The organism is Pantoea sp. C1E2, from assembly GCF_056491465.1.
Window position 1 is genome coordinate 3,314,302 of sequence record NZ_JBSZHT010000002.1, and the last position, 25,251, is coordinate 3,339,552.

Below are 25,251 nucleotides of genomic sequence, written 5' to 3' on the forward strand. Positions count from 1 at the left end.
CGCAATGCTGAATATCTCAATATGGATAAGTGTTGGAATTGTGTAGTTGTTCAGGACGAACAGAGATTTGGTGGAGATAAGCGGGATCGAACCGCTGACCTCTTGCATGCCATGCAAGCGCTCTCCCAGCTGAGCTATACCCCCACATCTGGAAATCTTTTTCAGTGCATCGTTAGAAACGATTTGGTGGAGATAAGCGGGATCGAACCGCTGACCTCTTGCATGCCATGCAAGCGCTCTCCCAGCTGAGCTATACCCCCAGCACCGAAAAACAGCCGATTTAACTCGACGGACGGCATCATATGAAACCGCTCCCTGAGTGTCAACGCCAAATTCTCGTTCTGTGTTCAATCGCTGAAAAAGGCGGCAAACCGCTGCCACTGAGGCTTTTTTTTGAACTGAACACCGCCTTTTTTATGCCTTTCCCATCACGCCAGCACGTTACATCACGGTTAAAGTTGTTAGGAATAATCTTGTATTCGGTATGGGTAAGTGTAAAACTTAGCGCGCTAATTAACCGGTCAACCTTCCAGGGTATATCGCTCTTTGATCGGCCAGCATTTTCCCCTTGTTCAATAATAGAAAAGTGAATTATGTCGCTGCATACACCGAAAGAGATCGCCCAACTGGCGATTCAAGCGGGCGTGGCTAAAAGCCGTTTGCCTGTTTCCACCTTGATGATTCTTGGTTTTATGGCCGGTGCCTTTATTGCCACCGGTTTTCTGTTGGATCTGCATGTTATCAACCAACTGCCTGCTGAATGGGGCTCCTTTGGCGGCTTCCTCGGCGCGGCGGTGTTCCCGGTTGGCCTGATTCTGACCGTACTGGCCGGCGGCGAACTGTTGACCGGCAACATGATGACCTTACCGATTGCCTGGTTCGCCCGCCGTATCAGCGGCTTTAGCGTGCTGCGCAACTGGTTCTGGGTCACGATTGCTAACTTTATCGGCAGCATCGCAGTCGCCTGGTTCTTTGGCCACATGTTGGGCATGACCGAAGGCGATTATCTGAAAAAGACCGTGGCGATTGCACACGCGAAAGTGAATGCGGATTTCCTGCACGCCTTCATTTCCGGCATTGGTTGCAACTGGCTGGTGTGTCTGGCGGTGTGGTTAGCTTTCGCCAGTAAAGACATGGTCGGCAAAATCTTCGGCATGTGGTTCCCGGTGATGGCCTTCGTCGCGATTGGCTTCCAGCACGTGGTGGCCAATATGTTTATTGTGCCTGCCGCGATTTTTGCCGGACAAATGAGCTGGGCTGAATTTGCGCCAAACGTGATTGCCGTGTTCCTCGGCAACGGCGTGGGTGGTGCAATATTTGTTGGTCTCACCTATTTCCTTGCTTTCCGTCCTGCCCAGGCTGAAACCAGCGAAGCTTAATATCCGATTTATGCCTTTTGTCATCAGACAAGAGGCATTTTCCTGCCTGATTACTTTTCCCCGTTACGTTTTGTTGTAATATGTACAGCTAATGTATTTAACAGGGACAGCATCGTGAAAAAGGAATGGCTCACCCCCGAGGAGCTCGCGCTGGAAACGGGCTACAGTCGGCAAACGGTGAATAAGTGGATCAAACGCGAAAACTGGACAACCACGCCCAAGCCCGGCGTACAGGGTGGTAAAGCGCGATTGATTCATATTGATGAGCGTGTAAAAAGCTTTGTTCAGTCCACCCGCCACGCGACAGAGCCGGCGGCCAATTACGGTGCCCAGCAAAATACGTTACCTGCGTTATTAATAAATTCTGTCCAGCAAATGACAACCGCTGAGCAAGATCAACTGGCTGCGTTGTTACTGCGCGAGGGGATAAGTGGCGTGCTGGAACGGCTAGGAATTAAAGAAGATTAAAAAAAGCCGGGCGCATCATGCACCCGGCTTTTTTAATACCCACGATAAGTGAAGCGGCAACGCTACAGGCTGCCGCTGGCTCAATTAAGCCTGGGCTTCACGCTCAGCAATGAAGGCCAGCGCTTTTTCGATACGGGCAACGCTGCGGCTGCGACCAATCGCTTCAACCGTCACATCCAGTGCCGGAGACTGACCTGCACCAGTCACCGCTACGCGCAGTGGCATGCCCACTTTGCCCATGCCCAACTCGAGCGCATCAGCAGCACCCTGAATCGCGTTGTGCACATTCTCCGCATTCCACTCGCTGTCGCTCAGCGCTGCCAGCTTGTCACGCACTACTTCTAATGGCTGGCGTGCAACAGGACGCAGATGTTTTTTGGCCGCATCAGCATCAAAGGCTTCAAATTCTTCATAGAAGTAACGACAAGAAGCCGCAATCTCGACCAGCGTTTTGCAACGCTCGCCCAGCAGCGTTACCAGCTTCGCCAGTTCCGGGCCGGTGCGGGTATCAATATTCTGTTGCTCAATGTGCCACTGCAACTGCGTTGCCACGTATTCCGGCGGCAGCGTATTAATGTAGTGATGGTTCAGCCACTGCAGTTTCTCGGTGTTAAACGCACTGGCAGACTTGCTCACGGCATCCAGAGTAAACAGCTCGGCCATCTCTGCCACACTGAAAATTTCCTGATCGCCATGTGACCAGCCCAAACGCACCAGATAGTTGAGCAGCGCTTCCGGCAAATAGCCGTCATCACGGTACTGCATCACACCCACCGCGCCATGACGTTTCGACAGCTTCTTACTGTCATCACCCAGGATCATGGAGACGTGCGCGTAAGTTGGCACTTCTGCACCAATCGCTTTAAGGATGTTGATCTGGCGTGGCGTATTGTTGATATGGTCTTCACCACGGATCACGTGAGTGATACCCATATCCCAGTCATCCACCACCACACAGAAGTTGTAGGTCGGTGAACCGTCGGTACGGCGGATGATCAGATCATCCAACTCCTGGTTGCTGAACTCAATCGGGCCACGGATCTGGTCATCGAAAATCACCGAACCCTCTTGTGGGTTACGGAAACGCACCACGCAAGGCTCATCCGCCGCATGATGTTCATGGCTGTCACGGCAACGACCGTCATAACGTGGCTTCTCGCCTTTCGCCATCTGATCTTCACGCAACGCTTCTAAACGCTCTTTAGAGCAGTAACATTTATAAGCCGAGCCTGCTTCAACCATTTCATCAATCACCGCGTTGTAACGGTCAAAGCGCTTGGTCTGATAGTAAGGACCTTCATCCCACTGCAGGTTGAGCCAGTTCATCCCATCCATGATGGCTTCAATGGCTTCCGGCGTTGAGCGTTCCAGATCGGTATCTTCGATACGCAGAACGAATTCGCCCTTGTTATGGCGAGCATAAAGCCAGGAATAAAGAGCAGTACGGGCACCGCCCACATGCAGGTAGCCAGTAGGGCTGGGTGCGAAGCGAGTTTTGATTTTCATTCAGCATTGCCTTAGATGCGCAGGTTTCTTTATCTGGATGACAAAAAAACGGGTTAACGCGAAAAAACAGTGCGCATATTCTAGCAGGTGGGACGCTTTCCTCAATGACTCTCGCGGCGGCATCACAGATTGAAGTGCGTTTTTCTGCTAATAAAACCAGCACATTGGCTAAAAGCGCGGCATGCTGCCTAAATTTAAAGCGAACGCACATTTATGTTTTAAAAAGCGTTGACTCACTTCGCTGGATCCCTATAATGCGACTCCACACAGCGGGGGTGATTAGCTCAGTTGGTAGAGCATCTCCTTTACACGGAGGGGGTCGGCGGTTCGAGCCCGTCATCACCCACCACTCTAAAAGTGGCTCGCAGTGTGCAAGAGTTTGAAGAGTAAGATATGGGCGATTAGCTCAGTTGGTAGAGCATCTCCTTTACACGGAGGGGGTCGGCGGTTCGAGCCCGTCATCGCCCACCATATCTTAGTCAGATGACACTCTTGTTAAGCAGTTCCGAAGTGGGCGATTAGCTCAGTTGGTAGAGCATCTCCTTTACACGGAGGGGGTCGGCGGTTCGAGCCCGTCATCGCCCACCACTTCGGGTCGTTAGCTCAGTTGGTAGAGCAGTTGACTTTTAATCAATTGGTCGCAGGTTCGAATCCTGCACGACCCACCAATGTAAAAAGGCGCCCTAAAGGCGCCTTTTTGCTGTCTGCGATTCGCCCCATCCTGACAAAACCTTTGCGATCACTTAACGCTTTACGCGCTCAAGCCGCTTTATCCCCTTGCCGATAACGATAATGGTCTATTGCAAGGAGAAAACCATGTCTACTATCTCAAGTGTTAGCAGTGTCAGTACCGCAAGCAGCGGTGGCGGTTCGACGTCTGAAGTCGCCAGCCTGAATAAACAAATTCAAAGCATCACCAAAGAAATTAAAGATTTATCCAGCGATGATTCCCTGACAGATGAACAAAAATCTGAACAGGAACAGATGCTGCAATCGCAGATTCAAATGATTGAAGCGCAGATTGCACAAATCGAGCAGCAGGCGGCAGAAAAAGCGCAACAGAAACAGGAAGCACAGCAGCCCACCACGGAAAGTGCAACCAGCGCCCAGAAAGCCGATGGCATTAACCGTCCGACCGAGTCTAATCAAATTAACGTTTACGTCTAAAACGCCGGTTTGAGTGCTCGTTGTTGCGCCAGCAGGCTTGCCTGTTGGCGCACTTCCTGCCAGATGGCTTCCGCGGCGGGTGTCAAAGAGCGATTTTTGCGTTTAATCAGCATCAGATTGCGATGAATTTCCGGATAGAGTCGCCGAACCGTCAGTTTACGCCCTGCAGGCAACGGTAGCGCCAGCGCAGGTAAAATGCTGATGCCAATGCCCGCTTCCACCATCGGAAACAGCGTGGCGGGATGACCAATTTCCTGTACCACCTGTACCTGAATCGATAACTGCTGTAGCGCCGCATCCACCAGCAGTCGACTTCCTGAGGCATAATCCTGCAAAACCAGGTTGCGCCCCGCCAGCATCGTCCATTCCGCTTGCTCGACCTGGGCCAGTTCATCATCCGCATGACATAACAGCAGAAACGGCTCCTGCAAAATCGCTTCGTAATCCAGATCGGCATCCCCTAGCGGCCCAATGACAATGCCAAAATCCACTTCCGCATTACGCACGCTTTGCAGCACTGACTGCTGAGCGCGATCGTGCAGAATGACGCGGATATCCGGATAACGTTGCTGGCTGCTGGCCAGACACTGCGGCATCAGGTTCGCCGAAGGCGTCTGACTGGCGGCAACTCGCACGGTGCCACTACGCTGTTCGCCGTAGCTTCGGACATCCAGTAGCGTGGTATTTAACTCCTCCAGCAAACGCTCCAGGCGCGATGCCAACTGGTGCCCCGCCTCCGTCAGCATCACTTCACGCGTGGTGCGGTCCAGTAAACGCACCCCTATTTCCGCTTCCAGCTCTTTAATACTGTGGCTGACCGCCGACTGACTCAGACCAATCGCCTGCCCTGCCTGGCTAAAACTGCCTTGCTGCGCCACGGCCACAAAAGTGCGTAACTGACGTAAGGTATAATTCATCGAATTTGCTCATAGATTGATGCAATAAATCAATTTTATTTCTAAACCCAGCTGGCGCACAATCAGCACCATCATTTTTATTTTTAACCGGATTGTAACAATGGGCTTTTTACGACTCGACCCGATGATGGTCAAACTCATCATCACTGTGCTGCTGGCCAGCTTCATCCCGGCCAAAGGCGGGTTTGTCGATTTCTTTGAATACCTGACCACCGCCGCCATTGCCCTGCTGTTCTTTATGCACGGCGCCAAGCTGTCACGTGAGAAAATCATTGCCGGTAGTAGCCACTGGCGTTTGCATCTGTGGATCATGTGCAGCACGTTCGTGGTGTTCCCGATTCTCGGTTTACTGCTGGTGTGGTGGCATCCGGTGAACGTCGGTCAGGAGATTTATACCGGCTGCATTTATCTCTGTATTCTGCCTGCCACCGTGCAGTCTGCCATCGCTTTCACCTCCATGGCGGGCGGCAATGTTGCGGCGGCCGTCTGTGCCGCATCTGCCTCTAGCCTGCTAGGCGTATTCATCTCGCCGCTGCTGGTAAATCAGGTGATGAACGTTCACAGCGATGCGCCGAGCAATGGCCTGGAGCAGATTGGCAAAATCATGCTGCAACTGCTGGTGCCGTTTGTGATTGGCCATATGTCACGTCGCTGGATTGGCGGCTGGGTGGAAAAACATCGTAGCCTGATTGGTAAAACCGACCAGACCTCGATTCTGTTAGTGGTCTACTCCGCCTTCAGTGAAGCGGTGGTCAACGGTATCTGGCATCGTGTGGGTGTGGATACTCTGCTGTGGATTCTGGCGGGTAGCGTGCTGATTCTGTTTGTCGCGCTGGCGATTAACCTGGGTGCCTCGCGTCTGTTCGGCTTCAGCCGTGCCGATGAAATCGTGGTGCTGTTCTGTGGTTCGAAAAAGAGTCTCGCCAATGGCGTGCCGATGGCCAATATCCTGTTCCCGGCCAGTTCCGTGGGGATTATCGTGCTACCACTGATGATCTTCCATCAGGTGCAGTTAATGGTCTGTTCGTTCATCGCCCAGCGCTATAAAGCGGGCAATGAGAAGCGGCTGGCTCAGCAGCAAGTCGAAGTACAGAAATCATAAGTAAAATGGCCCGCAATTGCGGGCCATTTTATTATTCGCTGCGTTTGAGTGGCTTAACCAACTCCTGCAATCCTTCAATTTTGATCGCTAAGGTCAGCTGCATAAGGTCACCCAACCTTCCAGCGGGAAACTCATTTTTACGCGCAAACCACAGCAGATACTCTTCAGGTACATCGATCAGCATGCGGCCTTTATACTTGCCGAACGGCATCGCGGTATTGGCGATTTCTACCAGCTGAAATTTATCCACGCTAAGCTCCCAGCAGGCGAATCATTTCCGCTTCGTCGATCACCGGAATACCAAGCTCTTGCGCTTTCGCCAGTTTGGAACCGGCCGCTTCACCGGCAATCAACAAATCCGTCTTCTTCGACACGCTGCCACTGACTTTCGCGCCCAGCGCCACTAAACGTTCTTTAGCATCATCACGGTTCATCTGCGACAGCGAACCAGTCAGCACCACGGTCTTGCCGGCAAATGGGCTGTCGATCTCTTCAACATTCACCACTTCCAGCTGTGGCCAATGCACGCCCACTTCTTGGGTGAGTTCGCGGATCACTTCACGATTGCTCTCTTCTTCCATGAAATTACGCACATGCGCGGCCACGATTTTGCCCACGTCCTGTACCTCAATCAGCGCATCGAGATCGGCATTCATTACCTTCTCAAGATCGCCAAAATGATTGGCCAGATTGGCCGCAGTGGCTTCACCGACTTCACGAATCCCCAGCGCATAAAGGAAGCGAGGCAGCGTGGTGAGTTTGGCTTTTTCGAGTGCATCCACCACATTTTGTGCCGATTTCGGCCCCATGCGATCCAGTCCCGTCAGCTTGCCCGCCGTAAGACGGAACAGATCGGCCGGCGTGTGCACATACTCTTTTTCAACCAGCTGATCGATAATTTTGTCGCCCATGCCATCAACATCCATCGCACGGCGAGAAACAAAATGCTTAAGCGCCTCTTTACGCTGAGCACCACAAATCAGCCCACCGGTACAGCGAGTAACGGCTTCGCCTTCCACGCGCTCCACGTCAGAGCCACACACCGGGCAATGGCTGGGGAAGACAATTTCGCGGGTATCATCCGGACGTTCGGATTCCACCACGTTAACCACCTGCGGAATCACATCACCGGCACGGCGAATCACTACTTTGTCGCCAATACGCAGGCCAAGACGCGCGATTTCATCGGCGTTGTGCAGTGTGGCATTACTCACCACCACCCCGGCTACCTGCACCGGCTCCAGACGGGCGACAGGCGTAATCGCACCGGTACGTCCTACCTGAAATTCCACATCGCGCACGAAGGTCATCTGCTCCTGCGCTGGGAATTTAAAGGCCACAGCCCAGCGCGGGGCGCGGGCGACGAAGCCCAACTGCTCCTGCAGTGCCTGCGAATCGACCTTGATCACCACGCCATCAATATCAAATCCGAGTGACGGACGATCCTGCTCAACCTGACGATAAAATTCCAGCACCTCTTCCGCGGTATGCGCCAGGCGAATACGGTCGCTGACGGGCAAACCCCAGGCTTTAAATTGCTGCAGGCGCTGCCAGTGGCTGGCGGGCATATCACCGCCCTCCAGCAGGCCGAAACCGTAACAGAAGAAGGTCAATGAGCGCTTGGCGGTGATGCGCGGATCAAGCTGACGCAGCGATCCCGCAGCGGCGTTGCGCGGGTTGGCGAACACTTTGGCGCCGGTACGGCGCGCATCCTCATTGAGCTTCTCGAAGCCCGCCTCGGTCATAAAGACCTCACCGCGCACTTCAACACGCGCAGGAATGTTGTCTCCGTGCAGGCGCAGTGGAATAGCATGGATGGTGCGCACGTTGGCGGTAATATTTTCGCCCGTGGTGCCATCGCCGCGTGTCGCCGCCCGCACCAGCAGCCCATCTTCATACAACAGGCTGACCGCCAGACCATCCAGCTTAAGCTCGCAGCAATACGTCAAATCATCACTGCTTTTCAGGCGATCCTGGACGCGCTTATTGAAGGCAAGGAAACCGGCTTCATCGAAGGTGTTGTCGAGTGACAGCATCGGCACTTCATGGCGCACCTGTTCGAAGGCGGCCAGCGGCGCCGCGCCCACGCGCTGTGTCGGCGAATCGGGTGTAATGAGATCGGGGTGTGCCGCTTCCAGTTCGCGCAGTTGCTGCATCAGCCGGTCATATTCTGCATCCGGAATTTCCGGCGTATCCATCACGTGATAAAGGTACTCATGGTGACGTAACGAGGTGCGCAGCGCGGTGATCTGCTCCTGAACCGATTTCATAGTGTCTTATCCGATAAAAAACCCCCGACATGCGGGGGTTGTTTCGTTAATATTTGATTTAACTAGCGGTTATCAACCGATAACTTCGCGAATACGCGTTTTGTAGGTTTCCAGTTTCTGCGGCGTCATCATACGACGCTCATCATCCAGAACCACACCGCCAACATCATCCGCGATACGCTGAGCAGATTGCAGCATCAGCTTAAAGTTTTGGTTCGCATCACCGTAAGACGGCACCATCATAAAGATGGAGATGCCCGGCGTGCTGAAATCACCCATGGTGTCAGGATTAAATGAACCCGGCTTCACCATATTCGCCAGACTGAACAGCACCGGGCCGCTGCCCGCTGGGCTCAGGTGACGATGGAAGATGTTCATCTCACCAAACTGGAAGCCCGCTTGCAGAATACCCTGCAGCAGTGCTTCGCCGTTCAGTTCGCCACCGGCATGGGCGGCAACATGCAGCACCAGTACCGCTTCATTTTTTCTCTGAGTAGAAGCTACAGGCTGTTGAGGTTCTTCGTGAGCAGCCGGCGCATCTTCTTCGTATTCTGGCTCTTCAGCCGCCTGGAATTCAGGCGCGGGCTGAGTCGACGACAGTGGCTCATTATCCAATAACGGATCGGCCTGAACGGGCTGGGGCTGAGGTTTTGGCTGTGGCGCGGGTCTTGCCACCTGCGGTTGTGGCGCAGGCGCAGGCTGACGCACTTCTGGCTCATCATCCAGCAGCGGATCGCCCATTAATGGGGTTTCATGACGCGGGAACGGCTGACGTGCAGGTTCAGGCGCACGTGGCGCACTGACAGGCTTAGTCACAGGTGCGTCGAATTCTGGCTCGACGTGAGCGTCACGATCGCGACGGACACGAACCTCGCCGACGCCATCATCTTCATCTTCGCTCAGCAGATCTTCATCCGCTTCTTCGCGCTGTTTCAGACGTTTGTGCGGGCGATCGCGAAACACAGAAGAGCGCTCTTTACGGCTGGTCCACAGTCCGTGAAGTAGCAACGCTATTATGGCGATCGCGCCAACAACGATTAATATCAGACGCAAATCCTGCATCATTGTATTCTCTGTTGTTCCAATACCTTGCCACCACGGCAAACTTTATCCTCTAACTGTATTTGCCCAGCTACACAAGTGCAAGTCTGTGCAGTATTTTCTGACAAATAAGATAGCTGCCCCACGCTTTTTTGCTGATTTTTCGCGCAAAGTGCGCCTGCCACCGACAAAAAGCCAGGTTATGATGTTCGCGCCGCCACATAAAGGAGAAAGGCTCGCTATGCCCGTTGAGAAATCGCCCTCATCATTAAATGGTATTCATTACTTTGCCGAAGGCTGGAGGCTGGTGCGTCTGCCCGGCATCCGTCGTTACGTCATTATTCCTCTGCTGGTGAACATTTTGCTGCTGGGAGGCGCCTTTGTCTGGCTGTTTCAACGACTCGGACAGTGGATTCCGGCCTTGATGTCACACATCCCTGATTGGTTGCAGTGGCTCAGTTATTTACTGTGGCCGCTCTCAGTCATCTCGATTGTGCTGGTGTTCAGCTACTTTTTCTCCACTATCGCGAACTGGATTGCCGCACCCTTTTGTGGATTGCTGGCCGAGCAACTGGAAGGCCGCCTCACCGGTAACCCGCTGCCCGATAGCGGTTGGATGGCGATGTTTAAAGATATCCCACGGATCATGAAGCGTGAATTACAGAAGTTTGGCTACTATTTGCCGCGCGCACTGGGATTACTGCTGCTTTACTTTATCCCCGGATTTGGACAAACGGTGGCGCCGGTATTATGGTTTCTGTTTAGTGCCTGGATGCTTTCAATACAGTATTGCGACTATCCATTTGATAACCATAAAGTGAGTTTTCATCAGATGCGCAATGCGTTACGCCAGCATAAAACGGCGAACATGCAATTTGGCGCGATGGTCAGCCTGTTCACCATGATTCCGATTCTGAACCTTGCCATCATGCCAGTGGCAGTATGTGGTGCTACCGCGATGTGGGTCGATCGCTATCGCCTGCAACACGCACGCCGTTAATGCTTCAAAAAGCCTTATGCATTTTTGCGTAAGGCTTATGGTTGTGCGCTATATAGATATGCGATTTCTTTCCTTCCGCACGCGGGAAGAACAGGTATGCTCTGAGGGTTCCCAATATTTCATACAGTTAAGGACGAGCTATGAGTAAGATCTATGAAGACAACTCTCTGACAATTGGTCATACGCCGCTGGTTCGACTGAACCGCATCGGTAATGGACGCATCCTGGCAAAGGTCGAGTCGCGTAACCCGAGCTTCAGCGTCAAATGCCGTATCGGTGCCAATATGATTTGGGACGCGGAAAAACGCGGAATTCTTAAGCCGGGCGTTGAGCTGGTTGAACCGACCAGTGGTAACACCGGTATCGCGCTGGCCTACGTGGCTGCAGCGCGTGGCTACAAGTTGACGCTGACAATGCCAGAAACCATGTCAGTTGAACGTCGTAAGCTGTTAAAAGCGCTGGGTGCAAATCTGGTGCTGACTGAAGGTCCAAAAGGCATGAAAGGCGCGATTGCCAAAGCGGAAGAGATTGTGGCGAGCGATCCTGACAAATTCGTGCTGCTGCAGCAATTCAGCAATCCGGCTAACCCGGAAATCCACGAAAAAACCACCGGCCCGGAAATCTGGGAAGACACAGACGGTGAAGTGGATGTGTTCATTGCGGGTGTAGGCACCGGTGGCACGCTGACTGGCGTCAGTCGTTACATCAAAAATACCAAAGGCAAGAAAGATCTGATCACCGTGGCGGTGGAACCTACTGACTCTCCGGTTATCGCCCAGGCTATCGCGGGTGAAGAGATCAAACCAGGTCCACACAAGATTCAGGGCATCGGTGCAGGTTTCATTCCCGGCAACCTTGACCTGAAACTGGTTGATCGGGTCGTTGCGATCACCAACGAAGAAGCCATCAGCACTGCACGTCAGCTGATGGAAGAAGAAGGCATTCTGGCCGGAATCTCTTCAGGTGCGGCAGTCGCTGCGGCGCTGAAGCTGCAGGAAGATGAAGCTTTCGCCAACAAGAATATCGTGGTGATCCTGCCCTCCTCCGGCGAGCGCTATTTAAGTACCGCCCTGTTTGCCGATCTGTTCACTGAAAAAGAGCTGCAGCAGTAACCTCCAAAGTCTGAAAACGACGAAAAAAGCACCCAAATGGGTGCTTTTTTGTGGCGCAGATCTCACTTTTATCACCAGACAGATTGATTTCAATGACGCGGCTCTGGTATTTAAGCTCCCAATTATTTCGGTGCCTGAAATTAATCTGGCTTTGAAGTGGATCAAGCTGAATGGAATTACTGATTTGGCGAAACGGCGAATCACGGCATACTTAGCAAGGTGACCTTTTCGCACAGTTTTTGATCTGCTGCTGAAAGACACACATTACTAAGCGCATTTTTTGGTCAGCTTAATGCCACACCAGCGCACCTATACAGGCTAAAGTGACGGCTCCAGGCTAGACTTTAGATCCATAACACCAAACCTGATAAAGTTGGGGAAATAGAATGTTCCAGCAAGAAGTTACCATTACCGCACCTAACGGCCTTCATACCCGTCCTGCAGCTCAGTTCGTGAAAGAAGCTAAGGCTTTCCAGTCAGACATCACTGTGACCTCTAATGGCAAATCTGCCAGCGCGAAAAGCCTGTTCAAACTGCAGACTCTGGGTCTGACTCAGGGTACGGTTGTTACGCTGTCTGCTGAAGGTGAAGATGAGCAGCAAGCGGTTGAGCACCTGGTGAAACTGATGGCTGAGTTGGAGTAATTCCGCTCAGGCAAGCAACTAAACCGACTCCTTTGCCCCATTGAGTGCAAATATCTTGATCGCGGACAACCTGTCCGCGTTCTTGCTTCCTTAGAGTACTGTTCCGCGACAGTGGCAACGCATTGGGTCAATGAGCCATCGTGATTAAAAGGTAGGGTTATGATTTCAGGCATTTTAGCATCACCAGGTTTCGCTTTCGGCAAAGCACTTCTGCTGAAGGAAGATGAGATCGTCATCAGCCGTAAAAAAATTACCGACGATCAGGTTGAACAAGAAGTTCAGCGCTTCCTTGATGGACGTGGCAAAGCAGCCATTCAGCTTGAAGCCATCCGCGTCAAAGCCGGTGAAACCCTCGGTGAAGAGAAAGCGGCGATCTTTGAAGGTCACATCATGCTGCTCGAAGACGAAGAGCTTGAGCAGGAAATCATCGACCTGATTAAGAAAGATCACGCAACGGCTGACGCTGCGGCGTACTCTGTCATTGATGGCCAGGCCAAAGCGCTGGAAGAACTCGACGATGAATACCTGAAAGAGCGTGCGGCTGACGTGCGTGACATCGGTAAACGTCTGCTGCAAAACATTCTTGGTCTGCATATTGTCGATCTGGGTGCGATTGCTGAAGAATCTATCCTGGTGGCGAAAGACTTAACGCCGTCAGAAACGGCACAGCTGAACCTGAAGAAGGTGCTGGGCTTTATCACCGATATCGGTGGCCGTACTTCGCATACGTCCATCATGGCGCGTTCTCTGGAAATCCCAGCCATTGTGGGAACCGGTAACGTGACCACCAGCGTTAAGAACGGTGATTACCTGATTATTGATGGCGTGAACAACAAGATTTACGTCAATCCGACTGAAGACGTGCTGGAAGAGCTGAAAGCCATCCAGACACAGTACCTGTCAGAAAAACATGAACTGGCGAAACTGAAAGATCTGCCGGCTATCACGCTGGACGGTCATCAGGTTGAAGTGTGCGCCAACATCGGTACCGTGCGTGATGTCGCCGGTGCAGAGCGCAACGGTGCGGAAGGCGTGGGCCTGTATCGTACCGAGTTCCTGTTTATGGACCGTGACTCGCTGCCAACCGAAGAAGAGCAATTCCAGGCGTATAAAGCGGTAGCTGAAGCCATGGGCTCTCAGGCAGTCATCGTGCGTACCATGGACATCGGCGGCGACAAAGATTTGCCGTACATGAACCTGCCGAAAGAGGACAACCCGTTCCTCGGCTGGCGTGCGATTCGTATCGCCATGGATCGTAAAGAGATTCTGCATGCTCAGCTGCGCGCTATCTTGCGTGCATCGTCCTTCGGCAAATTGCGCATCATGTTCCCGATGATCATTTCGGTGGAAGAAGTGCGTGCACTGAAGGCCGAGCTTGAGCTGCTGAAAACCCAGCTGCGCGAAGAAGGCAAAGCCTTCGATGAGACCATTGAAGTGGGCATTATGGTGGAAACGCCAGCTTCAGCGGTGATTGCGCGCCATCTGGCGAAAGAAGTCGACTTCTTTAGTATTGGGACAAATGACCTGACGCAGTATACTCTGGCGGTCGATCGTGGTAATGATTTGATTTCACACCTCTATAACCCAATGACGCCATCGGTACTCGGCCTCATTAAGCAAGTGATCGACGCATCACATGCCGAAGGGAAATGGACCGGCATGTGTGGTGAGCTGGCTGGTGATGAACGTGCTACACTACTGTTACTGGGAATGGGGCTGGACGAATTCAGCATGAGTGCCATTTCAATCCCGAGCATCAAGAAGATTATTCGTAATACTAATTTCGAAGATGCGAAGGCATTGGCGGAGCAGGCTCTGGCTCAACCCACAGCGGAAGATTTGATGAACCTGGTGAACAAGTTCATTAAAGAAAAAACGCTCTGCTGATCCACGAGACGCTGGCCCCAAATTACTGCTTAGGAGAAGATCATGGGTTTGTTTTCTAAACTTTTTGGCGAAAAATCAGAGAGCGCGTCAGGGACTATTGATATCGTTGCGCCTCTGTCAGGCGAAATCGTGAATATCGAAGACGTACCTGATGTGGTATTTGCTGAGAAAATCGTGGGTGATGGTATCGCCATTAAACCGACTGGCAACAAGATGGTTGCACCGGTTGACGGTACTATCGGCAAGATTTTCGAGACTAACCACGCCTTTTCAATCGAGTCTGACAACGGCATCGAGCTGTTCGTCCACTTCGGTATCGATACGGTTGAACTGAAAGGTGAAGGCTTTAAGCGTATCGCCGAAGAAGGCCAGAAAGTGAAAAAAGGCGACGTGGTGATCGAGTTTGATCTGCCACTGCTGGAAGAGAAAGCAAAATCTACGCTGACGCCGGTTGTGATTTCGAACATGGACGAAATCAAAGACCTGATCAAACTCTCCGGTCAGGTGACTGTGGGTGAAACCCCGGTTATCCGCATCAAGAAGTAAGCAGCGTCTGGATAGTAAAAACGGCACCCAATGGGTGTAATGCTTGTCAGTTAAAGCCTCAATTGCAAAAGCTGTCACTGTTAAAAGTGGCAGCTTTTTGTTTGGGGGAGACTGACGGGGTGCGGGCCAGAGCACCTCTGCTGCTGCCGGGCAGGCTGGTGCCGTTCAGGGGCTGGCAATCCGCAACGCTGAAAAAGAAAGGCAAACGCAGAAAAACCTCTGGCTGTGTCCTAAATGATTAGACCACTACACGATGTGCCATCCCCGCCGTTCCGTCAGGCAGACGAATGAAGTGAAGGTACCGCGCAGCGGCGCGAGGACCGCCAGCCCCTGAACGACACCAGACTGCGTCATCCCCCCGAGGCTTAACAAACGAGCATTCCACAATAGGTGCGGTTATTGACTGTGTGGCTGACTGGAACTACAGGACCCTTAAAACCTTCAGTCTTGCTTCCAGCGCGGCAGCTTCAGAGTCAACTCCAGACCACCCTCAGGGCGATTGACCGCCTGCACCTCACCGTGATGCGCCAGAATCACCTTGCGCACGATAGAGAGCCCTAAGCCGTATCCTTTGCCCATCAGTGGCGAATTAACGCGTACGAAGGGATCAAAGATGCTGGAGAGCTTCTCTTCGTCCACGCCCGGCCCCTGATCGCGCACGCGAATCGCCAGCCACTGGTTTTCCGCCTGCAACCGCACGCTGATGTGCTGTCCTTTATGCGAGAAGCGCAGCGCATTACGCAGCACATTCTCCACGCCGCGGCGAATCAGTTCGGCATTGCCGTGCACGGTGTAATCCGCGTTCTCATCGACCTGAAAGTCGACTTTCACGCCAGGGATCTGCGCTTCATAGCGCACATCCGTGACCACCGCATGCAGCAGACCAGTGAGGTCGAAATACTGCTCGCCCGGCATGCTTTCGTGTTCCGCACGCGACAGCGTCAGCAATTCGCCAATCATCTTATCGAGGCGACGCGCTTCTTCATCGATGCGGTTGAGAGAGGACTCGACCGATTCCGGCGTTTGCCGCGCCAGACCGGTCGCCAATTGCAGGCGCGCCAGCGGTGAACGAAGTTCGTGGGAGATGTCGTGCAGTAGCTCCTCGCGCGCCTTCACCAGCGTGTCCAGGCGCTCCACCATGGCATCGAAATCCTGTGCCACGCTGGAAAGCTCATCATGGCGTCGGCGCATCACCGGATAGAGTCGCACTGACAAATCGCCACTGGAGACGCGGGCAAAACCTTCACGCAGCTGACGCATCGGGCGCGTCAGGTTCCAGGCCAGCAACAGGCTAAACAGCAGCCCCAGCGCACCGGCAAAGGTAAACATCGGCTCTGGAATGTTGAGGATACGACGCGGCCCGCCGCCGCCCATCGAGCTATCCTCACGCAACCCTTTGACGTCGTAACGCAGCTCGTACTCTTTGCCGTCCTGCCCTTTCACCCAACGCACAATAATATTGGGGAATGGGCCGTGGAAAGGTTCACTGAAGGTCTCAGGCGGTGCATTGCCCGGCGTAGCAGCGGGTTTATCATGCTGGATGACTGAGAAGAACTGACGGTCGTTGGGTTCCCAATCGGCCATCATGTCATCCAGTGAACTCGGTCCGCCGCGTTCAAGAACAGAAACCGCGGACGCCATCTGTAAATTCACAATACGGCGTATAGCGACAATTTCGGGTGGCTCATGACGATTACCGGAAAGCGTAAAACCTAGCCACAGCAGCTGGCTGATAATGACAAAAACGATCCAGAAGCCCAGTAGGATCTTCCAGAACATGCGGCCGCGGTAGCTGTGTTTCATCGAATGCGATAACCAATACTGCGCACAGTTTCAATGTTAATGCTGTCGGCGGTCAGCGCAGCCAGCTTCTGACGGATATTGCTGATGTGCACATCCACGCTGCGATCGTAAGCTTCACGCGGACGGCCTAGCCCTTTCTCTGACAATTCATCTTTCGACACTACGCGGTCTGGCGCACGCAGCAGCAGATCCAGCAGGTTGAATTCAGAGGCGGTCAGGTCAAAGGCTTTGCCCTGCCATTCAGTGATGCGTGCGGCCGGATTCAGGCTCAGTTCGCCCCAGCGCAGCACTTCTTTTTTGTCCTGAACCGGTGCCTGATCTTCGAAACGACGCAGCACGGCACGCAGACGCGCCACCAGCTCACGCGGATAGCACGGCTTCGGTACATAATCGTCCGCACCCATTTCCAGGCCAATGACGCGATCGATGTTGTCGCCTTTCGCCGTCAGCATGATGACCGGTAAGCGGCTGTTCTGGCGCACCTGACGCAGCACATCAATACCGCTCATATCCGGCAGCATAATGTCGAGAATCATCGCGGTATAGTTGCCCGACAGCGCACCTTCAACCCCGGCGGTTCCGGTTAAAACCAATTGCGTTTCAAAGCCTTCCGCAATCAGGTACTGGCTCAGCATGGTGCCAAGTTCTACATCGTCATCAACAAGCAGAATTTTCATCTTTATCTCTCGTACAAAATTGCCGCTATTTTGGCCTGAGTTGGCAATGAACGCAGCCGATTTTACTCGATCCTTACAGTGCCAACACCAGACGATTATCAGGGAGACTATAGACAAAAATGGCCCGGTCGCACCACATCAGTACGCTCAGGCCAGATAAAATGCGGGGGGAAGAAGGTTAGTGGAACACGCCGGTGGAGAGATAGCGGTCGCCGCGATCGCAAACAATTGCCACCACGATGCTACCGGGATGGGCCGCGGCGATGCGAAGTGCACCTGCGACAGCGCCTCCTGAACTCACACCGCAGAAAATCCCTTCACGCTGCGCTAACGCACGCATGGTTTCCTCGGCTTCCAGCTGTGCCATATCGATGACCTCATCCACTAACTCAGGACGGAAAATCCCCGGTAGATAAGCCTCGGGCCAGCGTCGAATGCCGGGAATGCTGCTGCCCTCTTGCGGCTGTAAACCAATGACTTTCACCGCCGGTGCAAACTCTTTGAGATAGCGACCGACGCCGGTGATGGTGCCCGTGGTGCCCATACTGGAGACAAAATGCGTCATGCGCCCCTGCGTCTGCTGCCAGATTTCCGGACCCGTAGTGAGATAGTGGCCGAGAGGATTGTCGGGATTGTTAAACTGATCTAACACCCTGCCCTCGCCACGATCGGCCATCTCTTGCGCCAAATCGCGGGCGCCTTCCATGCCCTGTTCACGCGTCACCAGCACCAGTTCTGCGCCATAGGCACGCATGGCATCCTGTCGCTCCTGGCTCATGTTATCGGGCATCAGCAAGCGCAGTTTGTAGCCTTTCATCGCTGCGATCATCGCCAGAGCAATACCGGTGTTGCCACTGGTGGCTTCAATCAGTTGATCGCCGGGTTGGATATCACCGCGCAGTTCCGCCTGGTGGATCATCGACCAGGCCGCACGATCTTTTACCGAACCGGCCGGATTATTGCCTTCCAGCTTTAACCAGATTTCACTGCCGTTATTCGGCGTCAGGCGCTGCAACCTGATCAACGGCGTGTTGCCGATAGTATTTTCTAGTGTGGTCACGGTTTGGTTCCAGACAAAAAAGACGCAAAGAAATCGGGCGGGAAAGTCCCGCCCGAAGGAGTGTCAAAAATATCAGGCGCTTTCGGCAAAGGCAACCGGACGCAGCGGTGTCGTGCCGTTGTACAGTCGTGCCTGCTGCAGGCCAACAAACAGGCGCTCGCCGCGAATCGGAGCGGTGTGATCGCCGTCGTAGACCACCGAGAAGACATCACCCTGCCAGCCGCTTGGCTGCACCACTAATTGCCAGAAGTGGCCACGTGGGCTGATCTCCAGTACTTGTACCGGCAGCGGGGTTTCGAGGCTGCTCTGACGTGAGATATCCACTTCCCACGGACGCAGAAACAGCTCTATTTCACCCTGATGTGCAGGCGTATAGCCCAGCGGCCAGCGGTGCGCACCGACATGGAATTGCGAGCCATGTACTTCTCCGTCGAAGCGATTCACTTCGCCGAGGAACTCCAGCACAAAGCGGGTGGCTGGTTCCTGCCACACTTCATCCGGCGTCCCGACCTGTTCGATATTGCCCTGACTCATCACCACCACGCTGTCAGCGACTTCCATCGCCTCTTCCTGGTCATGGGTGACGAACACGCTGGTGAATTTCAGCTCTTCATGCAGCTGACGCAGCCAGCGACGCAGCTCTTTGCGCACCTGTGCGTCCAGCGCGCCGAAAGGCTCATCCAGCAACAAGATCTGCGGTTCCACCGCCAGCGCACGCGCTAAAGCCACACGCTGCTTCTGTCCACCGGACAGCTGCGCCGGGAAACGATTGGCGAGATGCGCCAGCTGCACCATCTCCAGCAGTCGCGTCACACGCTGTTTAATTTCAGCGGCGGACGGGCGCTCACGGCGCGGCAGCACGGTCAAACCAAAGGCGATGTTGTCGAACACCGTCATGTGGCGGAACAGCGCATAGTGCTGGAACACGAAGCCGACCTGACGATCGCGCGCGTGAATGCGGCTGACATCTTTACCGTGGAAATGAATCTGTCCGCTGTTCTGATGCTCCAGCCCAGCGATGATGCGCAGCAGCGTAGTTTTGCCCGAGCCTGAAGGCCCCAGCAGCGCCACCATCTTACCGGTAGGAATATCCAGTGAGATATCGTTCAACACCGGGGTGCGACCGAACGATTTATTAATTTGTTTAATCTCAATGCTCATGATTTTCCTCCTGTAGGCGCTTCTGCTGATGCTCTAATCGCCACTGCACGATGCTTTTCAGAAACAGCGTCAAAATGGCCATCAGGGTCAACAGCGCTGCCGCGGTAAAGGCGCCAACCGTGTTGTAATCCTGATGCAGTAATTCAACCTGAAGCGGCAAGGTATAGGTCTCACCGCGAATCGATCCCGATACCACCGAGACCGCACCAAACTCGCCAATGGCTCGGGCGTTGGTTAACACCACGCCGTACATCAGCGCCCAGCGAATGTTCGGCAGCGTCACGCGGCGGAACATCTGCCAGCCCGAGGCGCCTAACAGCACCGCGGCTTCATCTTCATTGCTGCCCTGGCTCAACATCACCGGCACCAGCTCACGTACCACAAACGGACAGGTCACAAAGATAGTGGCCAGCACCATGCCCGGCCAGGAGAACATAATCTGGATATTGTGGGCATCGAGCCAACCGCCAGCCGGACCGTTAATGCCCCAGAACAGCAGATACATCAGCCCGGCCACTACCGGTGACACGGCAAACGGAATATCAAACAGGGTCAGCAACAGCTGGCGGCCAGGGAAGGTAAAGCGCGTCACCAGCCATGCCAGCAGCGTACCGAACACCAGGTTGACCGGAACGGTGATCAACGCCACCAGGATCGTCAGCCAGATGGCGTGCAGCATGTCGCCATCTTTCAAATTAGAGAGCGAAGCGACAATCCCCTGATTCAGCGCTTCCCAGAAGATGCTGATCATTGGGACCACCAGCAGCAGGAAGGAGACCAGCGCGCCCACGCCAATCAACAGCCATTTGCCCCAGTTCACTGGCTGGCGTTCAGCATGATTAATCTGCGAAATCTCCGCCATTAGTGGCCTCCTAAACGACGGCCAAAGCGGCTCTGCAGGGTGTTAATCGCGAACAGCAACAGCAGCGAAGCCGCCATAATCACCGAGGCGATTGCGCTGGCTGCCGGGTAATCGAACTCCTGCAGACGAACAAAAATCATTAGCGAGGTGACTTCGGTTTTCCACGCGATGTTACCCGCAATGAAGATCACCGCACCGAACTCGCCCAGGCTGCGCGTAAAAGATAACGCCGTGCCCGCTAACAGCGCAGGCGCCACTTCAGGCAGCACCACGCGGCGGAAGCTCTGCCACGGCGTCGCACCGAGGGTTTCTGCCGCCTCTTCATATTCCGGGCCTAACTCTTCCAGCACCGGCTGCACCGTGCGCACCACAAACGGGATGCTGGTGAAGGCCATCGCTACCGCAATTCCCAGCCAGGTGTAAGAGACTTTAATATCGAAATGGGCCAGCCATTGACCATACCAACCACTCACCGAGAACAGACCAGCCAGCGTCAGACCAGCAACGGCGGTCGGCAGTGCAAAAGGCAGATCCATCAAGCCATCCAGCAGCGCACGGCCAGGGAAGCGATAACGCGTCAAAATCCAGGCCATCAACATGCCAAACAGCGCATTGAAAATAGAAGCGACACCAGCCGACAGCAGCGTCACCTTATAGGCCGCAATCAGCTGTGGATTGGTGACGACATCCCAATACTGCGCCAGCGTCATGTTGGACAGTTGCATCAGCAGTGCACTGATCGGCAGCAACAGAATCAGGCAGGTAAACAACAGGCTGGTACCGAGGCTAAGGCCAAATCCCGGCAGCACGCGCTTTTGCGCTAAAGCAAACATCAGCCGCGCCCCGCTGCCAGCAATTTGTCCAGCTCACCGCCGCTGGCAAAATGGGTTTTCATTACATTTTCCCAACCACCAAACGCGTCCTGAACGTTAAACAGCGCCGTCTGCGGGAAGCGATCTTTTTGCTCTGCCATCAGCTGAGGATTGTTCACGCGATAATAAAAACCGGTAATGATTTTTTGCGCCTCAGGGGTGTAGAGGAAGTTCAGATAGGCTTTGGCCGCATCGGCGGTGCCATTCTGCTCCACGTTTTTATCCACCCACGCCACCGGGAACTCCGCGAGGATGTTGGTTTTCGGCACAATCACTTCATATTCATCTTTGCCGTATTGATTACGGATGTTGTTCACTTCCGACTCAAAGCTGATCAGCACATCACCCAAGCCACGTTCGGCGAAGGTGGTGGTGGCACCCCGGCCGCCGGTGTCGAACACTTCAACGTTCTTGAGAAACTTCGCCATAAAGGCTTCGGTTTTCGCTTTGTCATTGCCATCCGCCTGATCGGCAGCGCCCCAGGCAGCCAGATAGGTATAACGGCCATTGCCTGAAGTTTTTGGATTCGGGAACACCAGCTTCACGTTGTCGCGCGCGAGGTCAGCCCAGCTATGAATCTGCTTAGGGTTCCCTTTGCGCACCAGAAACGCCATGGTGGAGTAAAACGGAGAACTGCTGTTCGGCAGACGCGATTGCCAGTCGGCGGGAATCAGGTTGCCTTTGTCATGCAGCACCTGCACATCCGTCACCTGGTTGTAGGTCACCACGTCCGCACGTAAGCCCTGCAGAATGGCCAGCGCCTGTTTTGATGACCCGGCATGCGATTGTTTAATCGTCAATTTGTCATTCGGATGCGCTGCATCCCACTGCTTTTCAAACGGCGCATTGAGGGCGACAAACAGCTCGCGCGAGACATCATAAGAGCTGTTCAACAACTCTGTTGCCTGCGCTGCACCGGCTAACGCCAGCGACAAGGCGATTCCGCTCATCCATTTTTTCGCAATCGGAAGTGTCATGCTGCACCCTGCTAGTCGGCGATATCGCCAATGCCATTAGATGCTGTCAGTGTATTTATAACTCAGGGCAAACCAGTAACGGTTTTATATATCGTTTGGGGATTTCAAAGTCTAAAAAGGCATAAGACGGCGGGAGAGTTTATGCGGCGGGCGGGATTAACGGTGAGCGGCGCATAAGGCCGCTCACTCGCGTGTTACAACGCCTGCAATGCGTCCAGCGAGGGCGCAAAGAAGTAGCTGCCGGTTACCGGCTTGGTGAAGCGCAACATCGCATCCATCTTGCCGTCACGCTCGCCAAACATGCTCAGCAACTGCTGCTCGATGTTGTACAAGCGATGGCAATAGGAGATGAAGTACAAGCCATGGGTGCCGCTGGCCGAACCGTAAGGCAGGCTTTGACGCAGAATCTTCAGCCCTTTGCCCTCTTCTTTCAGATCGACACGGCTGAGATGCGAGGTGGCGGGACGCTGATCGCCAGGCAACTCTTCATTATCCACTTTCGTGCGACCCATAACCGCTTCCTGCTTCTCCACCGCCATGCGATTCCACAGTTTGAGATTGTGCTCCCAGCGCTGGGTGAAGACGTAGCTGCCGCCGGCATCCGGGCCATCAGCGATAATCGCCACCTGCTGGCGCGCCTCGCCTTGCGGGTTTTCAGTGCCATCGACAAAGCCGGAGAGATCGCGCTCTTCCACCCAGCGAAAACCGTGCGTCTCTTCTTCGATGTTCACGGCGTCAGTAAAAGCCGCCAATGCCGCCTGCGCCAGCGAAAAGTTGACGTCATGGCGCAGTGATTGAATATGGATTAGCAGATCACGCTGCGTCGCGGGTGCAATGCCTTTACCGAGCGGCGCAAAGGCTTTCAACTCTGGAGCAGAATCCTGGCCTTGCAGATCGCGCCACAGTGCATCGCCAAAAGCGATCACCGCGCCTAATCCGGCATCGGTAAATTTCTGTTGCAGCAGTTCGAGGTGTTGCAGGAAGGTTTTGCTCCCCTGGCGGACAGCATCGAGATCGCCCGTGACGCGGGCTTCAAGCCAAATGGCGAAACGGCGGTGCTCCAACAGGATCCCGCTCTGAAATTGAGACATTGCACTGCTCTCCGGCATGAAAGTTAGGACGATTTTTCGCCCACATCATACCGGAAAGCCACACTATGGTTGTGCGTTAACGCAACTTTTTTTCGCTTAGCGCTGCCAAACGATCTTGCTGATTTTCCAGATTTTTAAGGTGTCGTCAGCGGGCATTAAACCTTCGGGTCCGTGCCCTTCGCCGCTGTAAACATAAGAGATGTGCTGAATACCCGGTGCGCGACATTCAATATCGCGGGCATCTAATCCGGTGGTCAATTTGCAGTTGTCGAAGGCTTTACTGAATTTGGCGCTAAACAAATCGCCAATTTTGCTGCCGTCTGCGCTCTTTGCATCCGCATCCATCACTTCAATGCGTTCAACGCTGCTCTGGCCATTGATCACCAGCTTCACTTTGCCATCTTCCAGCGCCTGCCAGAAATCGACAACCTGACCATTCTGGGTGCGCATGCCCTGACGCAGTTGATAATCATTGTTCAGTGCTTTACCGATCGCCGCTTCTGACATGGCGGTGGTGCTGCTTAAGCCTGCCACGCCCTGCTCGGTCACAGTGAGTGATCCACCAAACCAGGTCATCGGATTCAATGCCGACCAGTGATAGCTGAGCGGATTATACCAATGACTTTCGCTCGCGCTGGAGGCGGTAGAGGAACCTGAACTGGCGCAACCCGCCAGAATCATGGCGCTGACCAGCAGTGCGGGACGAACAACTTTCATGAATGCTCCTTGATCTCTTGTGCCGATTGGCGTGCCTGTTGGAGTCGCAAACCGGCAAAAAGTTTATTCGATGTGATGTTCCGGCAGAAAACAGTCGCGCAGGCGCTGATGAGCTTGTAGCCAGACCAGCGCCAGCAGGTCAAACAGCGTCAGTAGCAACGGCAACGGGGAATCGGGAAAAGCGCCCTGCCACAGACCGTAGCCCTGCGACAGCAGACTGATCAAAAACGATGCGATGAGCACAAGTCGCCAGCGCTGCCACAGGCGCGGCCAGCGTTGGCGATAGCCGGTGAGCAACAAACCGATTGCCGCCGGAATGCCCAGCGCTAACCCAACCCAAAAGCTCTGACGGTCTGGATAGAACAGCGCCAGCAGATCGTTGCCTTGCTGACGAGATGCGCCCGCCATCACCAGCAACAGCCAGGTACGCGCTTGCAGTAGTAAGATCAGCCAGAAAAGAAATGGCAGCCGTAGCTGCCCTTTCGCATCGTACTCATCAGGCAAATATTTTAGCCCCATCATGGGCAGCTTAATACTCGCGGTCTTCGATTAGGCGCTTACCCAACAGCACCGAATCTACTGGCTCGTACTCAAGCTTTTCATAGAAAGCGATCACCTGATCGTTCTCTTCACGCACCATCAGATTGATTTTCGGACAGCCACGCGCGATCAGCTTCTTCTCAAGGCGATTCATCAGCGCGTTGGCAAAACCGCGCCCCTGATAATCCGGGTGCACCGCGAGGTAATAAACTGAACCGCGATGACCATCGTAGCCGCCCATCACCGTGCCGACCACTTCACCGCCGACTTCCGCCACCAGAAACAGTTCGGCGTCGTGGTTCATTTTACGTTCGATATCCAGTTCAGGATCGTTCCATGGGCGTAACAGATCGCAACGCTCCCAGAGCGTGATCACTTCTTCAAAATCTTCCTGGCGGAATGAGCGGATTTCCATCGGCGTTACCCTGCAATTAGGCACAATTCGCTGATTA

The 25,251-nt window shown here is 53.9% G+C and carries 25 protein-coding genes and 6 tRNA genes; 13 read left to right on the plus strand and 18 right to left on the minus strand.

Features of this window, described 5'->3' with window-relative positions; all coding sequences use genetic code 11:
* Window positions 1–68 precede the first annotated feature (68 nt).
* A tRNA-Ala gene (locus tag ACXI0A_RS15845) sits at window positions 69–144 on the minus strand.
* Window positions 145–184: 40 nt separating this feature from the next.
* Window positions 185–260 (minus strand) — tRNA-Ala (locus tag ACXI0A_RS15850).
* 333 nt (window positions 261–593) lie between these two features.
* Here ACXI0A_RS15850 and ACXI0A_RS15855 point away from each other — a divergent pair.
* Window positions 594–1,379, plus strand: coding sequence for a formate/nitrite transporter family protein (locus tag ACXI0A_RS15855; RefSeq protein ID WP_224930805.1), 786 nt, complete (start codon window positions 594–596; stop codon window positions 1,377–1,379).
* A gap of 114 nt (window positions 1,380–1,493) precedes the next feature.
* Entirely contained in the window at window positions 1,494–1,847 is a 354-nt protein-coding gene (locus ACXI0A_RS15860; RefSeq protein WP_034825897.1) for a YfeC-like transcriptional regulator, read from the plus strand.
* Between the two features lie 84 nt (window positions 1,848–1,931).
* On the opposite strand, the gene gltX is transcribed toward ACXI0A_RS15860, so the two are convergent.
* Complete coding sequence (gene gltX / locus ACXI0A_RS15865; protein ID WP_200578922.1) at window positions 1,932–3,353, minus strand: glutamate--tRNA ligase; 1,422 nt, start codon at window positions 3,351–3,353, stop codon at window positions 1,932–1,934.
* 273 nt (window positions 3,354–3,626) lie between these two features.
* Here gltX and ACXI0A_RS15870 point away from each other — a divergent pair.
* From ACXI0A_RS15870 to ACXI0A_RS15890, 5 genes are all read left to right on the plus strand, one after another.
* Window positions 3,627–3,702 (plus strand) — tRNA-Val (locus ACXI0A_RS15870).
* A gap of 46 nt (window positions 3,703–3,748) precedes the next feature.
* Window positions 3,749–3,824: transfer RNA gene (locus ACXI0A_RS15875), tRNA-Val, on the plus strand.
* Window positions 3,825–3,865: 41 nt separating this feature from the next.
* Window positions 3,866–3,941: transfer RNA gene (locus ACXI0A_RS15880), tRNA-Val, on the plus strand.
* 4 nt (window positions 3,942–3,945) lie between these two features.
* Window positions 3,946–4,021 (plus strand) — tRNA-Lys (locus ACXI0A_RS15885).
* A gap of 148 nt (window positions 4,022–4,169) precedes the next feature.
* On the plus strand, window positions 4,170–4,520 hold the full coding sequence (locus ACXI0A_RS15890) for a FlxA-like family protein (RefSeq protein ID WP_224930799.1): 351 nt from the start codon (window positions 4,170–4,172) through the stop codon (window positions 4,518–4,520).
* On the opposite strand, the gene ACXI0A_RS15895 is transcribed toward ACXI0A_RS15890, so the two are convergent.
* Window positions 4,517–5,437 (minus strand): LysR family transcriptional regulator, encoded by a 921-nt coding sequence (locus ACXI0A_RS15895; RefSeq protein WP_224930796.1) that lies wholly within the window; start codon window positions 5,435–5,437, stop codon window positions 4,517–4,519. The genes ACXI0A_RS15890 and ACXI0A_RS15895 overlap by 4 nt on opposite strands.
* Window positions 5,438–5,537: 100 nt before the next feature.
* On the opposite strand from ACXI0A_RS15895, the gene ACXI0A_RS15900 reads away from it, so the two are divergent.
* Window positions 5,538–6,539 (plus strand): bile acid:sodium symporter, encoded by a 1,002-nt coding sequence (locus tag ACXI0A_RS15900; protein WP_476147777.1) that lies wholly within the window; start codon window positions 5,538–5,540, stop codon window positions 6,537–6,539.
* A 31-nt stretch (window positions 6,540–6,570) separates the two neighbouring features.
* Here the strand turns inward: ACXI0A_RS15900 and ACXI0A_RS15905 are convergent, their stop codons facing one another.
* The 3 genes from ACXI0A_RS15905 to zipA all read right to left on the minus strand — a co-directional run bounded on the left by ACXI0A_RS15905 (window position 6,571) and on the right by zipA (window position 9,874).
* The gene (locus ACXI0A_RS15905) at window positions 6,571–6,789 is read right to left on the minus strand and encodes a DUF3820 family protein (RefSeq protein WP_224930793.1); all 219 of its coding nucleotides are present in this window, start codon (window positions 6,787–6,789) and stop codon (window positions 6,571–6,573) included.
* A gap of 1 nt (window position 6,790) precedes the next feature.
* Window positions 6,791–8,809, minus strand: a complete 2,019-nt coding sequence (ligA, locus tag ACXI0A_RS15910; RefSeq protein WP_476147775.1) for an NAD-dependent DNA ligase LigA — start codon at window positions 8,807–8,809, stop codon at window positions 6,791–6,793.
* Between the two features lie 72 nt (window positions 8,810–8,881).
* Window positions 8,882–9,874, minus strand: coding sequence for a cell division protein ZipA (gene zipA, locus ACXI0A_RS15915; RefSeq protein ID WP_476147773.1), 993 nt, complete (start codon window positions 9,872–9,874; stop codon window positions 8,882–8,884).
* Window positions 9,875–10,091: 217 nt separating this feature from the next.
* On the opposite strand from zipA, the gene cysZ reads away from it, so the two are divergent.
* The 5 genes from cysZ to crr all read left to right on the plus strand — a co-directional run bounded on the left by cysZ (window position 10,092) and on the right by crr (window position 15,039).
* Window positions 10,092–10,850: a sulfate transporter CysZ gene (gene cysZ / locus ACXI0A_RS15920; RefSeq protein WP_476147772.1), complete on the plus strand. Its 759-nt coding sequence runs from the start codon at window positions 10,092–10,094 to the stop codon at window positions 10,848–10,850.
* A gap of 140 nt (window positions 10,851–10,990) precedes the next feature.
* Window positions 10,991–11,962 carry a cysteine synthase A gene (gene cysK / locus ACXI0A_RS15925; RefSeq protein ID WP_476147770.1) on the plus strand — a complete coding sequence of 324 codons (972 nt, stop codon included), beginning with the start codon at window positions 10,991–10,993 and terminating at the stop codon, window positions 11,960–11,962.
* A 386-nt stretch (window positions 11,963–12,348) separates the two neighbouring features.
* Window positions 12,349–12,606, plus strand: coding sequence for a phosphocarrier protein Hpr (gene ptsH, locus ACXI0A_RS15930; protein WP_034825876.1), 258 nt, complete (start codon window positions 12,349–12,351; stop codon window positions 12,604–12,606).
* A 159-nt stretch (window positions 12,607–12,765) separates the two neighbouring features.
* Entirely contained in the window at window positions 12,766–14,493 is a 1,728-nt protein-coding gene (gene ptsI, locus ACXI0A_RS15935) for a phosphoenolpyruvate-protein phosphotransferase PtsI (protein WP_476147768.1), read from the plus strand.
* A gap of 42 nt (window positions 14,494–14,535) precedes the next feature.
* The gene (gene crr / locus ACXI0A_RS15940) at window positions 14,536–15,039 is read left to right on the plus strand and encodes a PTS glucose transporter subunit IIA (protein WP_034825872.1); all 504 of its coding nucleotides are present in this window, start codon (window positions 14,536–14,538) and stop codon (window positions 15,037–15,039) included.
* Window positions 15,040–15,480: 441 nt separating this feature from the next.
* Here crr and ACXI0A_RS15945 read toward each other — a convergent pair whose 3' ends face one another.
* From ACXI0A_RS15945 to ACXI0A_RS15995, 11 genes are all read right to left on the minus strand, one after another.
* A complete protein-coding gene (locus ACXI0A_RS15945; RefSeq protein ID WP_476147766.1) occupies window positions 15,481–16,842 on the minus strand; it encodes an ATP-binding protein in 1,362 nt (453 codons plus the stop codon).
* Window positions 16,839–17,519, minus strand: a complete 681-nt coding sequence (locus ACXI0A_RS15950) for a response regulator (RefSeq protein ID WP_476147764.1) — start codon at window positions 17,517–17,519, stop codon at window positions 16,839–16,841. The genes ACXI0A_RS15945 and ACXI0A_RS15950 overlap by 4 nt, the downstream gene beginning before the upstream one ends.
* A gap of 178 nt (window positions 17,520–17,697) precedes the next feature.
* On the minus strand, window positions 17,698–18,579 hold the full coding sequence (gene cysM, locus ACXI0A_RS15955; protein ID WP_476147763.1) for a cysteine synthase CysM: 882 nt from the start codon (window positions 18,577–18,579) through the stop codon (window positions 17,698–17,700).
* 72 nt (window positions 18,580–18,651) lie between these two features.
* Window positions 18,652–19,740, minus strand: coding sequence for a sulfate/thiosulfate ABC transporter ATP-binding protein CysA (gene cysA / locus ACXI0A_RS15960; RefSeq protein ID WP_224930767.1), 1,089 nt, complete (start codon window positions 19,738–19,740; stop codon window positions 18,652–18,654).
* A complete protein-coding gene (cysW, locus tag ACXI0A_RS15965; protein WP_476147761.1) occupies window positions 19,730–20,602 on the minus strand; it encodes a sulfate/thiosulfate ABC transporter permease CysW in 873 nt (290 codons plus the stop codon). Before cysW ends, cysA begins: the two co-directional genes overlap by 11 nt.
* Window positions 20,602–21,435, minus strand: a complete 834-nt coding sequence (gene cysT / locus ACXI0A_RS15970; protein ID WP_224930762.1) for a sulfate/thiosulfate ABC transporter permease CysT — start codon at window positions 21,433–21,435, stop codon at window positions 20,602–20,604. The genes cysW and cysT overlap by 1 nt, the downstream gene beginning before the upstream one ends.
* Window positions 21,435–22,451: a thiosulfate ABC transporter substrate-binding protein CysP gene (locus tag ACXI0A_RS15975; protein WP_476147759.1), complete on the minus strand. Its 1,017-nt coding sequence runs from the start codon at window positions 22,449–22,451 to the stop codon at window positions 21,435–21,437. The genes cysT and ACXI0A_RS15975 overlap by 1 nt, the downstream gene beginning before the upstream one ends.
* A 194-nt stretch (window positions 22,452–22,645) precedes the next feature.
* Window positions 22,646–23,542 (minus strand): Dyp-type peroxidase, encoded by an 897-nt coding sequence (locus tag ACXI0A_RS15980; protein WP_476147757.1) that lies wholly within the window; start codon window positions 23,540–23,542, stop codon window positions 22,646–22,648.
* 96 nt (window positions 23,543–23,638) lie between these two features.
* Complete coding sequence (locus ACXI0A_RS15985; protein ID WP_476147755.1) at window positions 23,639–24,259, minus strand: RpoE-regulated lipoprotein; 621 nt, start codon at window positions 24,257–24,259, stop codon at window positions 23,639–23,641.
* 63 nt (window positions 24,260–24,322) lie between these two features.
* The gene (locus ACXI0A_RS15990) at window positions 24,323–24,781 is read right to left on the minus strand and encodes a DUF2919 family protein (protein ID WP_476147754.1); all 459 of its coding nucleotides are present in this window, start codon (window positions 24,779–24,781) and stop codon (window positions 24,323–24,325) included.
* A 7-nt stretch (window positions 24,782–24,788) separates the two neighbouring features.
* Entirely contained in the window at window positions 24,789–25,214 is a 426-nt protein-coding gene (locus tag ACXI0A_RS15995) for a GNAT family acetyltransferase (RefSeq protein WP_224930746.1), read from the minus strand.
* Between the last annotated feature and the right edge of the window lie 37 nt (window positions 25,215–25,251).